A 14784-nucleotide genomic window follows, 5' to 3' on the forward strand; every position below is an offset into this window, starting at 1 on the left:
ACCAAAACGATTGATTATTTTTTTATTTGGAAGTCCCTTGCGTTGGTGCAGCCCGCCGCAGGCATGGCTTATGGTGTTGGTACAATTGCTTACTTCAAAAATCTTCATCAAAATTCTATTCCGATATATCGCGATATATTCCGATATATCGTATAGTAGAGAAAGTTGATGTGAGATTCATTTATGTTTAGACACTTTCGGTCACGCTTTGGGGCACCTGCATGGGCAGGAGTTAGTGAAGATGATTCATTGCTTGTTAGGTCTTGGTTTGGGCATGGCAAGCATCATGGTAGAGATCATGACAAACACTTCGGCAATGAAATGTTTGGTCGTGGTTGGGGAGATGAACATCGAACTCGTCGGGGTGACATCAAGTTCATCCTGCTGGAATTGTTATCCGAGCATCCTAGTCATGGTTACGACCTGATTAAAGAGATGGAAACTCGTTACGGTGGTTTCCGTCGCCTCAGTCCTGGCTCAGTGTATCCAACACTCCAGTTATTAGAGGAAGGTGGCTATCTCAAGAGCGCACAGGAAGGTGGCAAGCGGATTTACACGATCACCGATGAGGGTAGACAATTATTGGCAGAACGTTCCCAACAGGAAACTTCCGACTCTCCTTGGGATACCTTCAAAAGTTTCGTGAAAGGTAAGCCCCAAGAGTTTATTGAGTTGCGGAATGCCGCAACAGAATTAGCTGCTGTTGTGGTGCAGGTTGCTCGCAGTGGCAATATGGAGCGAATAAATCGGGTGCGTGAGCTTTTAGAGCAAATTAAACGGGAAATTTACGCGATTCTTGCTGAAAAATGAGTAGAGACAGAAAATTACACTTTCGCTTTTAAGGTGTCTCTACTCTGAAAGTTCTAAATTTTGCGCTCAAACATTAGAAGCGATCGCACTTAAATCTGGCTCGATGAGTGAGTTCAGGAATGTCCACAACTGCAAATCAGTAAAATCTGGAATTGCCATAAATGCGCCGACTTCCTGCAAAAGTTGGGGATCGTGGGTGGAGGCAATGCCAATAGTGCGGATACCTGCGCTCACCGCCGCCCAAATCCCAGAGGGAGAGTCTTCTAAGGCGATCGCTTCTTCTGCTGTAATCCCCAACTTATTCAGCGCAGCTAGGTAGGGCGCAGGGTCGGGTTTACCTGCAATACAATCATCCGCTAAAACAATTGTATGAAAAGCTTCTTTGATTCCCAAAACTTCTAGCATAAATTCTGCATTTAATCTAGGAGCATTAGTTACTAATGCCCGTTTTAACTGATGTGTATCTGTCCATGCTAGTAGTTCAGAAAATCCACTCAGCGGTTTGAGATGGGGGGCGAGTTTGCGGAAAAGCGCCTCTTTTTCGTCTGCAAATTTTTGCCCTTCTGCTACTGATAATTGTGGCAGAATGTCTTTGACAATTTCTGGATTTAACCGCCCACTAATTTGGGATTTATAAAATGTTTCGTCAATTTCAATGCTGTAATTTAACAGCATTTCCTGCCAAGCTCGGTAGTGTATAGGGTCAGTGTTGACAATAGTGCCGTCTAGGTCAAAGAGAATTGCAGCCAGCATGATTTTTAGGTAAAATGTAAATAATTGTTAACTTAATTTAAATAGTTTACATTGTTTTTTTCCTCTGAGTGATTGTTCTTTGGTCAATACAGGGCAAAAAGTCACAAATTAATCTGCTAAATCCTCAAACCTATACTGGATAAAGCATGTAAAGGCAGACACATACAGCCTCTCAAGTAACTGCCGCATAATTGATAATCTTCTGTGTAAGCAAATGCTAGCCGCTACAAACTTTTTTCGCGTTGATGATTTACTAGTGCAGATTTACAACTCTGAAGTCGAAATGGCCCAAGATGTTGCCGAAATCGCGCAAAAGCATTTACAGCAAGTTCTCAAGCAACAGGATACAGCCGCTGTATTGTTAGCAACAGGTAACTCCCAACTCAAATTTCTCGATGCTTTGATTGCATTGGGTAGTGTAGATTGGTCACGGATTATTCTGTTCCATCTAGATGAATATTTGGGAATTACTGCTGACCATTCTGCCAGTTTCCGGCGCTATATGCGAGAACGTGTAGAGAAGCGGGTTGTTCCTAAGGAATTTCACTATATAGAAGGTGATACATTGCAACCACTGGCAGAGTGCGATCGCTACACTAAATTATTGCAAGCACAACCAATTGACTTATGCTGTCTTGGTGTTGGCGAAAATGGACATTTGGCTTTTAACGATCCAGCAGTAGCAAATTTTCAAGATCCTTACAGTGTGAAACTAGTGAAACTGGATACAGTGAACCGTCAGCAACAAGTAAGCACAGGTCACTTTCCGAATCTAGAAACTGTCCCACAATATGCTTTTACTGTCACCATCTCGACGATTTGTTCAGCTAAAAAAATTATCTGTCTGGCTCCAGAAAAACGTAAAGCGAATGTGGTTAAAGAGATGTTGCAAGGGTCTATAAGTACAGATTGTCCGGCTTCTATTCTCCGCCAACAATCTCAAGCAACGTTATTTTTGGATGTCAATTCTGCTACTTTGCTGTCGTGAAGAGGGACTGCGGACTGGGAAAATAATTACTTTAATCTTAATCTCTAATCCCTAATTCCCAATGCCCCATACCCAATTCAAGCGATTACACGAACGGTAAGTTATAATCCTAGCAAACACATACTGTTAGCAGTATTGAATGCTGCCATCAACAGAAAGTGCATCCCCCTCCTACCAGCAATCAAAAAAAACCCCAAGACCTATTCTTAGTATGCGGACTCCAAAGTTTAGGGCAACATTGTGTTGCAGTCCTAAAGGAATACGATGTTAAAGTCAGCGCCATTGACGATGTGCAGCGCGAACATTGGGAAGTCCCAGAAGTACCAAGTTTACTAGAAAAGTTAATCATCGGAGACTGCCGCCAACCAAGTGTTTTAGAGCAAGCAGGTATAGCGCAGTGTCGTTCAATACTTTTAGTGACCAGAAATGAGCGGATAAATATAGAAGCTGCGTTTGCAGCACGGCGTCTTAATCCGCATGTTCGCCTGATTGTACGTTCTGACAAACAAAATTTTAACAAACTTTTGTACGAAAACTTAGGCAATTTTGTTGCCTTTGAGCCTACCCATCTCTCAGCTCATGCCTTTGCTTTAGCATCTCTCGGATCTGAAGCAATTGGCTATTCCACCTTAGAAGAGCAACTATTGCAAGTAATCAAGCATCAGGTACAAGCGAAGGATAGCTGGTGCAATGGCAAGCCAGTACATAGACTCAATCTCACAACTCGCCGTATCTTGAGTCACACAACAGTTTCATCTGATCCCCTTAAAGAATTATTTGGATGGAACCCAGAAGCAGAAGTGCAAGTAGGAGACACACTCGTTTACATTGATGTTGCATACGAACTAGCTTTATCTGAGCAATATAGAAATAAATCTCATCACCAAAGTTGGCAGTGGCAAGAGTTTGTCCAAGGCATCACAGCGAAGAATCTTAAACAGAAAATAGTACAATTTTGGCAATCTTACTACCAAAGCCAAAATCAAATTCGGCGAATTGCAACAATTTATGCGATTACCGTACTCATGCTGTGGTTCGTTGGAATAGTTCTTTACCGCTTGTATTATCCTGACATCACCCTGCAAGAAGCTTTGTATGCAACAGCAGTCTTGCTCTTGGGAGGATACGGAGATTTATTTGGCGGTGTTGAGTTTAGATCGCAATCCCAACCCTCAGACCATATGCCTTGGTGGTTGCGGTTGTTTAGCCTGGGACTGACGTTGACAGGTCAAGCTTTCGTAGGAGTATTATATGCACTGCTGACTGATGCTCTTGTCACTTCAAGATTCCAGTTTTTCAATTCCCGTCCTCCCATACCACAACGCAATCATGTGGTAATTATTGGCTTAAATCGTTTGGGACAGAGAGTGGCTGCTCTTTTGCAAGAACTCAACCAGCCGTTAGTAGGAATTCATACTACGACTCTCGACCAAGACACTTTACCCGATATGCCCCTTATCGTTGGCAATGCTAGCGAAGCACTAACTAAAGTGAATCTCTCCCATGCCAAAAGCATCGTTTTAGTTGGAGACGATAACATGGAAAATCTGGAAATTGGTTTGATGGCTCATGCAATGAATCCCGCCACTAACTTGATTATCCGTTCTCAAGACCGCCAATTTAGTGATAATGTAGCCCCTCTGTTTCCCTATGCCCAAGTTCTGTGTGGCGCGGCTTTGTCGGCAGAAGTCTTTGCTTGTGCTGCCTTTGGAGAAAATGTTCTGAGCTTGTTTCACTTGAGCGAGCAAATAGTCATGGTGACAGAATACAAGATTGAAGATGGCGATACCCTGAATGGGTTGCTTCTATCTGAAATAGCCTATGGCTACAGTGTTGTGCCGATTCTCTACCAGAAATATCAGCGAGACAATTACTCCTTGATGCCCTGGTATGATGTTAAGCTTTATGCTGGCGATCGCTTGATTGTTTTAGCCACAAGCAGTAGTTTGCAGCGAATTGAATGGGGTGAAATGCTGCCTCGCCTTTGGCAGGTGCAGATTCAAAAAGCTCTAACTACAAATGCTATTATCTATGGCGCTGAAGAAATAGTTTTGATTACGGGATGTAGTTCCATTACTGCTAGGCAATGGATGAATAATTTGCCTATGGTGTTGCCAATATCACTTTATAAACATCAAGCTCAACATCTTGTGCGCGAGTTAACAAAACTACAAGTTTTGGCAAATGTAATTTTCATTGGGCAACCATCAAATAACTAAATTACCTTAGAGTGTTCCAAAAAATAAATGATCCGAAACCCGTCATTGCGATCAAAACTTCCTCCAAAGGAGTACTCTCTATTCACAACGACAATTGGGCATTTTTTTACTTGGAGTACTCTTAAACCAAAACTTTGAAAATAATCTCTATCAATATATAGCGGTTTTCAATTGCATGGAATACAGACCATTCGTAGGGACACAGCAATACTGTACTGTGCCTCCATCGTGTGTTGCATCCATAGACGCATAGCGGTGAAGCAGCGCGATCTTGGGGGTTTCCCCCATGAGCGACTGCTGAACCCGGAGGGCTTCGCCCAGGGTACGAGAACCGCTATATTGTGCCTCTACGTGTGTGGTCTATTCTAATTGAAAACCTCTGTAATAGCCAGAGGCTTTTAACGAGGTAATGTTTCAAAGCCTCTTCTGAACTAGCTTTGTCCTGAAGTTAACATAAACGACGGCTGTACACCGAGTGTGGTGAATATTATTTAGGACGAGAACCTGTTACATCATTAGGATCGCTATAAGCCCGGACTTTATTATCGCGATTACGAACCAGACCTGCTAAACCAGCTAGACCAAGTAAACCTAGCCAACCCCAATCGAAACCGCGATCGCGAGTTCCTTCGGAAGTTACGACGCCTGTATTCCTGTTAGTGCCTGTAGTGTCAGTGCCTGTAGTGCCAGTGCCTGTGGAATCAGTGCCTGTTCCACTGCCTGTAGTGCCACTGCCTGTGGAATCAGTGCCTGTTCCACTGCCTGTAGTTCCACTGCCTGTGGAATCAGTGCCTGTTCCACTGCCTGTAGTTCCACTGCCTGTGGAATCAGTGCCCGTTGTTCCACTGCCTGTAGTTCCACTGCCTGTGGAATCAGTGCCCGTTGTTCCACTGCCCGTTGTTCCACCCCCTGTGGAATCAGTACCTGTTGTTCCACCGCCCGTTATTCCAGTACCCCCTGTTCCAGTACCTGTAGTGCCAGCACCTGTTCCAGTACCTGTAGTGCCAGTACCTATTCCAGTACCTGTAGTGCCAGTACCTGTTCCAGTACCTGTAGTGCCAGTGCCTGTTCCAGTACCTGTAGTGCCAGTACCTGTACCAGTACCTGTAGTGCCAGTACCTGTACCAGTACCTGTAGTGCCAGTACCTGTACCAGTACCTGTAGTGCCAGTGCCTGTAGTGCCAGTGCCTGTTCCAGTACCTGTAGTGCCAGTGCCTGTAGTTCCAGTACCTGAGCTAGTGCCACTACTGGAGCCGGAACTGCCTGAGCCGGAACCGCCCGAGCCGGAACTGCCTGAGCCGGAACTGCCTGAGCCGGAACCGCCCGAGCCGGAGCCTTGGGCAGAAACAGAAGGAGGCAAAGACATAGAAACGAAACTGATGGCAAAGACAGTAGCCAAAACAGCTTTAGATAAATCAAAAGACTTCATGATTATGGTTCCTTTTATGTTCTAGATTTCTGTGGTTGATTTTCAAAACCGATTTTGTCTACTCAATCTACTGCTAAATTAGGTAAATTTTTACAGGATAGATTGAGGAGTCTTTCACCTAGTTTTTTTTGGAATAATTGAAAGCATTTGAAGCTCCCACAACAACTGACTCTTCGTCAGACTCAAAGTAATTTATAAGGAGTAATTACTAATCCATGATTATGAACAAACGGCAAAATTCGCTTATTCACAACACACAAGGAATAAGAATATTTTTTAACTTTCAATATTACATTTCCTTGCGCTCATAATTAATTTTTAATTACTCTATTGTCAATTATTTTGTCATCATCGTTAAGAATAACTGCTAGTTTTTTGTCTGACTTCTACCATAAGAGTAAAACCACTTATATCGCAGGAATGAATTTGGCATTTCAGTTAGTTTCTGAACGTGAAGATAATGATAAATAAACTCTAAATTTAAAGCAGCCAGATGCTGCCAGCGTTTGAGACTGTATTAAGAATACTCTACAATCATATTTCACCTGAGAACTTATAACTTCATACTCCAGGTGTGTCTTAGTTTAGACTTAAGGAATATTTTGATTGTCAGTTAGTTTGTTATCTCATTTGACTTAATCAGGACTTACGCAAAATCATGATAAAACGAACCGCAAAGGACGCAAAGGACGCAGAGCAATAAGAGTTTCAGAGAGTTCTGGCGTAAGTCCTGTTAATGACTGATACAAATTGTTCCCCTGTGCTTCTGTGATGGCTATTTATCGCAACATTAAACTAAAATGGTATTCCCAAGGATATATTTAGAATATACAGGCGTTTAGTTCTCATCCATTTGGTATATCACGAAACTTCTTTGACGAGATAACCATCTTCCATATAAATTATCCGATTTGCAATATTTAAAATTCTGTTGTCGAAATTTTTTCATATACTACTAATGCCCCTTGCTCTGTTCGTTTAAGGAAGATAACTTAATCCGCCGACTTTCACGCGATAGTGGTACTAAAACTGGGGCTTGACTTTCAGTATTGCTTTCTTTAAAGCTTTCCACCACTTTAGATAGTTGTGCAATTGTCGATGCTTCAAATACGCTACGCAAAGGTAACTCCACACATAAGGCGTCGCGCACTCTAGAGACAAGCTGAGTTGCCAGTAATGAATGACCGCCTAATTCAAAGAAATTGTCATAAATTCCTACGTGCTTAAGTCCCAAAACCTCAGCAAAAATTTTCACCAGCATTTGTTCAACAGGAGTCCGAGGTGCGATGTAATTTTTAGGCAATTGGAGCTTGATTGGATCATAAAATGCTCTTAAGGCACGACGATTAACTTTACCATTAGCTGTTAGAGGTAAAGACTCCAATACTACAAAAGCTGATGGGATCATGTACTCAGGCAGTTTTTGTGCTACATAAGTCTGTAACTGCGGCACTAATTTACGCGCTGCTTTGGCTTGTAGGGGATTATTGGCATAAGATTGCCAAGGACGAAAGGGAGTCGTGCTATGTGGAAAAATAGTTTTCTTACCTACTCCATCTTGCCGTACAAAAACCACATCATAATGTCCTTCAATACTTGAAATTGACCAGGTAATATCAACCCTATAAGGTATATTTAGCGCATATAAATCTTCTGGATCTACTACGAAATTTTCGAGTTCTTGCAAAGCTTTACGTATTTGACCTACAGTTTTAAAACCTTCTACATCTGATAGCAATTCTGCTGTTTTAACTGCTGACATTACCCGCGCATTAGGTATATTAATAATGCTTAATATTTCTGGTTGATTCTCAATTAATAACTGACGCACTGCTGAGACTGTTAGATTCTCTTGGGACCAGTTCAGCACTGAATAATTTTCCGTATTCTTAAGAGTTTCGCTATTAATATGAAGAATCACATTGTAACGAAATTCAGTTAACTCATTGTGATGCTTACCCCGCATCAATTGAATTTGTACATGATTAATCTGCGGAAAGTGTTGCTTGATTGCAGTAAAAAAAGCTGGGTCAATGACTAACTCTGTTTCTTGAAACATTTGCATTTCTACCCGTTGCTGCAACTCGAAGCGGGTAAGGGAAGGTTCAGCTTGATACAGTTGCACTGACGCATGGAAAGCTTGCAAGAGTGGCAAACTACGCACATCTCCTATGAAGATAAAGCCACCCGGAGCAGTTGCCTGCACAGCACCTTCTAATACACGAATCAGATAATCAATAGTAGGAAAATATTGTACAACCGAGTTCAGAATTACTGCATCAAAAGCTGCTGTTTCTACTTTCTCGAAGTCAGTAGCCATTTGCTGATACAGCGTTACCTGCGGCATTTCCTGCTTTTGTAACTGCTGCTGAATGTAGTTAAGTGAAACTGAGGAAAAGTCTGTTGCCCAATATTTTGTACAGTCAGGTGCAATCCTAAACAGAATCAAACCTGTTCCACAACCAATTTCTAACACTCGTTTGGGTTGCAAAGCCAAAATATGCTCGACTTGGTTATTCACCCACTCACGCATTTGCTCTGCTGGAATAGGCTGATTTGTATAACTACTATTCCAGCCGACAATATTCAATTTTGGATCGGAATCAGCAGGTTGATTATAAGTTTCATTATAAAGCATTTGCCATTGCAAAACTTGCTCATTCTGCAATTGCATTAATTGCATATTCTCCTGTTCGCTGCTGTATTGGGTTTTTGGTACTACATAAGCTACTAGGCGCTTTTCTCCTTTATCCTCATGAATTATTACTACAGTTTGCTGCACTGCTGGATACTGACTCAGTACCGCTTCAATTTCTCCCAACTCAATGCGGTAGCCGCGAATTTTTACTTGCTCGTCGAGGCGACCTAAAAATTCAATGTTGCCATCTACTCGATAGCGAACTAAATCACCTGTTTTATAAAGTTGTGCTTTGAAGTCATTAGTAAAAGAATGATAAATAAAGCATTCAGCAGTTAAGTCAGGACGGTTTAAATAACCTCGTGCTAATCCATCACCACTTATGTATAACTCTCCCGAAACGCCAATGGGTACAGGTTGTAAATATTTATCTAGTATGTAAACTTGTGTATTGGCGATCGCACGACCAATTACGGATGCTAAATTATCTTTATTCTTAACAGAAATATGTCCAGAAGTTGTCACAACTGTGTTCTCAGTAGGCCCGTAATTGTTAACTAACTGGAAAGGATGGTCAACTAAAGGATATTGATTTAGTCTGTCGCCACCTGTAAGTAATATTCGTAAAGCTGCGTCATTAGCAAAATCTAATAAGAGAATTTTCTCTACTATAGGAGTTGGTAGAAAGGAAATTGTTATCGCTTTCGATATTAGCCAATCTCGTAAATGTTCAGGTATTTGCCTGATTTCATCATCTACAAAATAAATGCTAGCTCCAGCACTAAGATAGGGCCAAATTTCCCACCCATAAGCGTCAAAGCCAACTCCGGAAATCTGTGTTGCTCGGTCAAGGGGTGAAACTGTAAATGCTTTTTGATGCCAAAAAACTAGATTTAACAATCCTCTATGTTCAATTTTCACTCCTTTAGGTCTTCCAGTTGAGCCAGAGGTATAAATGACATAAGCGAGGGTATCTAGTTTAACTTGGCTAGTAAGATTATCTTCAAGTTCTTGAGCGATAATTTCCCAATCATTATCTAAAGCAATTACCTGTGAATTCTGATTCCCCAGACGTTTGATCCATTTATCTTGAGTTAATAAAACTGAAATTTTAGCGTCTTCAAGCATAAAGTTTAAACGTTCAGATGGATAGCTTGGATCTAAAGGTACATAAGCTCCGCCCGCTTTCAGAATGCCTAACATTCCGATTACCATATTAAAAGAGCGTTCTACACAAAGTCCTACTAAAACTTCGGCTTCAACTCCTAATTTTTTTAGATAATGTGCAAGTTTATTGCTGCGTATATTTAACTCTTTGTAGCTAAGTTGCTCATCGCCAAATATTAGTGCGATCGCATCAGGATTCTGCTCTGCAACGCTCTCAAATAACTGATGGATACACTTATCTTGAGGATAATATAACTGAGTATTATTCCATTCAACTAATAAATCATCTAGCTCAGATTCGCTTAAAAGTGGTAATTGTGCAATTCGATGTTCTGGATTTGCAACTATACCTTCCAGTAATGTTTGGAAGTGTCCTAACATCCTGGTGATAGTAGCGTCATCAAATAAATCAGTGCTGTAAATTACAAAACCACTAATTCCCTCTGAGCTATCTGCCCATAACCCATTTTGAGTATTTGGCTCCCACAAGTGGAACTCCAAATCAAAGCGCGTTGTTTCCGTTTCAAATGGTAGCGGACTTAAAGTCAAACTAGGTAACTCTAAGGCTGACATTGGCACATTTTGTAACGCAAAAACCACTTGAAATAGCGGATTTTGATTCAAATTACGCTCTGGATGCAGTTCCTCTACGAGTTTTTCAAAAGGCAAATCTTGATGAGCATAGGCCCCGAAAGCTACCTCTTTGACTTGACTCAATAATTCCCTAAAAGTTGGATTTCCACTTAGTTGAGTACGCAGTACTAAGCTATTGATAAAAAAACCAATTAATCCCTCAATTTCACTGCGGTTGCGATTGGCAATAGGTGAACCGATAGCAATATCTTCTTGTTGTGTGTAGCGGTAAAGAAAAACTTGGAATGCTGCTAGTAGGGTTATAAACAAAGTTACCCCTTCTTGCTGTCCGAGAGCTAAAAGTGCTTTGCTCAAACTTTTTGATAATTGCAGAGGTTGCCTTGCACCCTGGTAAGTTTGAGCAGGTAGTCTTGGTCTGTCGGTTGGCAGATTTAGCATAGAAACGCCGTCTAATTGCTTCTGCCAATAACCGAGTTGCTTTTCTAATACTTCCCCTTGCAACCATTGGCGTTGCCAGTATGCAAAGTCTGCATATTGGATTGGAAGTTTCGCTAGAGGAGAAGGCTGATTGCTAGCAAAGGCTGTGTAAAGTGCTGCTATCTCTTGAATCAACACCCCAATAGACCAACCATCAGAGACAATGTGGTGCATATTCAGCAGCAGGATGTATTCTGTCTCATCCAACCACAGCAGTTTTACTTGCAGCAACGAATCAGTTGATAAATTGAAAGGACGTTGAGCTTCTTGGGTAGTAAGTTGTCGTGCTTGTATTTCTCGTTCGGCTTGTGGGAGTTGCCGTAAATCTATTATTGGTAAAGTAATAGTTAGCGTCGGATTAATTACCTGAACTGGTTGCCCTGACTGCATAACAAAGGTGGTGCGTAAAGTTTCGTGTCGTCGCACAATTTCGTTAAAAGTTTGCTCTAGCGCGGCTTTATCTAGCGAACCTGTTAAATGTAGTGCTACTGGAATATTATAAAAAGGATTATTAGGTATTAATTGGTCAAGAAACCACAACCGTTGTTGAGCAAAGGAGAGGGGAAGATTTCCTGATCGCGAAATAGGCACCAGAGGTCTAAAGCTGTGGTTATTAGTACGATTAATTGCTTCTAAAAATTCAATAATTTCTGTTTTACGCTCTTGAATTTCTGCACGTAGCTCTGCTGTAAGAGTTCCTTCAGGCGCGTTACAGCGAAACTTTTTATCCGAAATAAAAACTTGAATATCTAAGCTGCGAAGATAAGATAATAAATCAACTGTATTCAAAATTACACCCCTTTGGAACAGTTGTTATTTAATAAAAAGCAGGAGGCAGAAGGAATATTGTTTGTTAATAATTATTTTTGCCACTGTACACTGTTTATCAACTAACCCAGCATTTTTATCACACTCACAATACTGTATAAATCATTCTTGGGAGTGAAAGTTGGATGATTTTAATTATGGTATGAAGCTAAAAGCAGTTAACAAAGTATCACAAGGTTTAGGCTCATGATATTCATGCCTCATAATTTTCTACTTGTATGGGTATGGCTGTTTCAACTGCTGTCTGTTGGAATACTTAGCGGGGGGATCTACATTCTCTATGAGTGGTACGAAGGAGAACTTGTAGGAACGTCCTACTTAGTAGCTGGACTAGTAATGTTTCTGTGGTCTTTTGGTGGTCGTTTTATCAGTTTGCCACTGCTGCGCCGTCCTGGAGCCGAGGAACCCAAGTTTATGCGTAGCAAAACCGTGCAGCGCTTGCCACGTCCAGATGGGAGCGTACTGCAAGTAGAGTTTTTTGGCCCTGAGGATGGTCAACCAATTATCTTGTCACACGGTTGGGGGCCAAACAGTACTGTATGGTATTATGCCAAACGACAACTGAGCGATCGCTTCCGAGTAATTGTTTGGGATCTACCAGGGTTAGGAAAATCCTCCAAACCGAAAAACAACGATCACTCTATAGAAAAATATGCCCGTGATTTAGAAGCTGTTGTTGCCATAGCAGGAGATAAACCTGTTATCTTGGTAGGGCACAGCATGGGTGGGATGATTAACTTGACATTCTGTCGCCTGTTTCCAGAGCAATTAGGGAGTCGGGTGGCTGGCTTAATTCTTGTAGATACTACTTACACCAATCCGGTAAAAACTTGTATTTTTAGCGGTCTGGTACGTAAATTGCAGAAACCGCTACTCGAACCTGTGTTATACCTGACTATCGTGCTGTGGCCGATTTTTTGGTTGATGACTTGGCTCTCGTATTTGAATGGTTCGCTGTACATCACCGTAGAACTATCTGGATTTACGGGTACTGAAACACGGGGTCAACTAAGTTTTGCAGGTCTGTTATCGGCATTGGGTTCGCCTGGGGTTCTGGCTCGTGGCACACTGGCAATGTTGAAATTCGATGAAACAGAAACACTTGCAACTATTAACGTACCTGTGTTGGGTGTTTGCGGCGCTTCAGATATAGCGACAAAACCTGTGGCGAGCGATCGCATGAAAGCAGAATTGCCTTATTCTGAAAGAGTCACCATCAAACCAGGTGGACATATGGCATTGATGGAACAAAACCAACAGTTTGCCGAAGCAGTCAGCACGTTTTGTGCTGGCTGCTGATAACTGGGATTGCTACCTGAAGCTTATCTAAAGGCTAGATGTACTTAGTACCTTTTAATTAGTTCCAAAGTAAAGCTCGCTCAATTCTTCCAAAGAAACATCGGTCTGCGATTCTGGATTACGGAAGTAGGGATGGATGGGAAGAAGTTCAGCGCGAGGGTGGGTTTCCGGTGAAGACAGAATCGAATCAAGCAAACTCAGGTAGTTTTCAGCAGTAGATTCCCAAGTGTACATCTTCAGCACCCGTTGCTGACCAGCTTGGGCAAAATACTCCCACTCGTGAGCATCACATAGCAACCGCTCCAAGCCCCGGACAATATCAGCAGGATCTTCTGGGTCAACGAGTACGCCATATTCCTTATTTCCCTGTCGCAAACTCTCGCTAGGGCCACCGTTCTTGGTTGCTACCACTGGCAAACCTGCTACTGCCGCTTCTAAGGGAGCAAGCCCAAAGGGTTCGTAGAGTGCGGTCAGCGCGAACACCGAGCGGCGTTTAACCATAAACCGATAGGCTGCTGCTAGTGACTCTTGAGACTGATCTAATAACCCAAATCCACTGATCTTGCCCCACAAGTCGTTTTCTTTGACCACCTCCCGAATGGGGGCTAATACTTCTTCAGTCATGTCATCACTAGCCTCCTCTCGTAAAGGATCGTCCAGCCCCCCTGTAAGTAGCACCAAGTTAGCTCGTTCCTGAAGTGTTGAACTCATTGCAAAGGCTTGCACTAACCCTAATACGTTTTTTTTAGGCTCTAATCGACTGGATGCTAGGATGACAGGCAAATTTCGACGTGGCTCTGGAATGTCCCGTGCCAATCGCTCCTGAATGAGTTCTTCGGTAGCCTCCTCGTTTTCGGAACGTGCCTTTGCACCGAAAATCGAGAAATCTGCTCCCGGTGGAATCACTGCAAAGCGGTTGTCGTTGTCTACATCCACTGCACCATCATAGACTCGATGAGAGTACTGTTCAAAGCGTTCCTGTTGTGTACTGGTGATATTAACGGCCGAGCGATTCATGCTCAGGCGTTCGGCTAAGATGCGGTATCTGAACTGGAATTGCTCGTCTATTTCTGTGAGATTTTCTGAGGTGACTTCCAGTTTGTCCATCTTTTGGGCACCCAGAGAATGAGCAGTAAAGGTAAAAGGTATGACTGTCTCCTCTTCAATCAGAACGCCACATAGTCCTCCATCGGCGTAGTGGGCAGTCATTGCATCGGGTAAGCCACCCTGCTGTTGATAAAATTTCAGGATGTTCGGTACCTACTCAGTAACCAGATGAGACCACAAAAACTCTTTAGGCAGAAATTCTTTTGGCCCTACTGGTAACCGGATAATGCGGACATTATCGACCCCTGGATAAGTGTCAATCGCTTGGGCAAACTCTGGCCACTCCCGGTCAATGATTTGACGGGTGAGAATATCAACTTTATGACCCATTTGAGCTATGGCTATGGCGACTTGCTTAACATAAATCAGCTGACCCCCAAAATCTGGGTGTTTCGTTATGTGACTATTGCCTGAATCAAAATTGCCTTGAGGGTTGAGAAATCCAATGTGCATCGCCCACTTCCTAATACAGGTT

9 protein-coding genes are annotated in these 14784 nt (G+C 42.3%); 4 read left to right on the plus strand and 5 right to left on the minus strand.

What is annotated here, in order from left to right:
• Positions 1-183: 183 nt before the first annotated feature.
• Positions 184-810: a PadR family transcriptional regulator gene (locus tag V7K85_RS12360; protein ID WP_334813954.1), complete on the plus strand. Its 627-nt coding sequence runs from the start codon at positions 184-186 to the stop codon at positions 808-810.
• Positions 811-876: 66 nt separating this feature from the next.
• Here the strand turns inward: V7K85_RS12360 and V7K85_RS12365 are convergent, their stop codons facing one another.
• Positions 877-1563 (minus strand): HAD family hydrolase, encoded by a 687-nt coding sequence (locus V7K85_RS12365; protein WP_334813955.1) that lies wholly within the window; start codon positions 1561-1563, stop codon positions 877-879.
• A 214-nt stretch (positions 1564-1777) separates the two neighbouring features.
• On the opposite strand from V7K85_RS12365, the gene V7K85_RS12370 reads away from it, so the two are divergent.
• Both V7K85_RS12370 and V7K85_RS12375 read left to right on the plus strand, forming a co-directional pair.
• Positions 1778-2551: a glucosamine-6-phosphate deaminase gene (locus tag V7K85_RS12370; protein WP_334813956.1), complete on the plus strand. Its 774-nt coding sequence runs from the start codon at positions 1778-1780 to the stop codon at positions 2549-2551.
• Positions 2552-2709: 158 nt separating this feature from the next.
• Positions 2710-4770, plus strand: coding sequence for a potassium channel family protein (locus V7K85_RS12375; RefSeq protein WP_334813957.1), 2061 nt, complete (start codon positions 2710-2712; stop codon positions 4768-4770).
• 487 nt (positions 4771-5257) lie between these two features.
• On the opposite strand, the gene V7K85_RS12380 is transcribed toward V7K85_RS12375, so the two are convergent.
• Positions 5258-6199, minus strand: a complete 942-nt coding sequence (locus V7K85_RS12380; protein ID WP_334813958.1) for a WGxxGxxG-CTERM domain-containing protein — start codon at positions 6197-6199, stop codon at positions 5258-5260.
• Between the two features lie 955 nt (positions 6200-7154).
• The gene (locus tag V7K85_RS12385; protein WP_334813959.1) at positions 7155-11864 is read right to left on the minus strand and encodes an amino acid adenylation domain-containing protein; all 4710 of its coding nucleotides are present in this window, start codon (positions 11862-11864) and stop codon (positions 7155-7157) included.
• 234 nt (positions 11865-12098) lie between these two features.
• Between V7K85_RS12385 and V7K85_RS12390 the strand changes: the two genes are divergently transcribed.
• The gene (locus V7K85_RS12390; protein WP_334813960.1) at positions 12099-13202 is read left to right on the plus strand and encodes an alpha/beta fold hydrolase; all 1104 of its coding nucleotides are present in this window, start codon (positions 12099-12101) and stop codon (positions 13200-13202) included.
• 54 nt (positions 13203-13256) lie between these two features.
• On the opposite strand, the gene V7K85_RS12395 is transcribed toward V7K85_RS12390, so the two are convergent.
• A complete protein-coding gene (locus tag V7K85_RS12395) occupies positions 13257-14453 on the minus strand; it encodes a glycosyltransferase (protein WP_334814019.1) in 1197 nt (398 codons plus the stop codon).
• Between the two features lie 9 nt (positions 14454-14462).
• Complete coding sequence (locus V7K85_RS12400) at positions 14463-14762, minus strand: hypothetical protein (RefSeq protein WP_334813961.1); 300 nt, start codon at positions 14760-14762, stop codon at positions 14463-14465.
• Positions 14763-14784: the final 22 nt, after the last annotated feature.

This window comes from Nostoc sp., assembly GCF_036917615.1.
Lineage (GTDB): Bacteria > Cyanobacteriota > Cyanobacteriia > Cyanobacteriales > Nostocaceae > Nostoc.

Coding starts and splice junctions, on each gene's coding strand:
- V7K85_RS12365 (WP_334813955.1), bottom strand. CDS start 1,563: ATGCTGGCTGCAATTCTCTTTGACCTAGACGGCACTATTGTCAACACT.
- V7K85_RS12380 (WP_334813958.1), bottom strand. CDS start 6,199: ATGAAGTCTTTTGATTTATCTAAAGCTGTTTTGGCTACTGTCTTTGCC.
- V7K85_RS12390 (WP_334813960.1), top strand. CDS start 12,099: ATGCCTCATAATTTTCTACTTGTATGGGTATGGCTGTTTCAACTGCTG.
- V7K85_RS12400 (WP_334813961.1), bottom strand. CDS start 14,762: ATGCACATTGGATTTCTCAACCCTCAAGGCAATTTTGATTCAGGCAAT.
- V7K85_RS12360 (WP_334813954.1), top strand. CDS start 184: ATGTTTAGACACTTTCGGTCACGCTTTGGGGCACCTGCATGGGCAGGA.
- V7K85_RS12370 (WP_334813956.1), top strand. CDS start 1,778: ATGCTAGCCGCTACAAACTTTTTTCGCGTTGATGATTTACTAGTGCAG.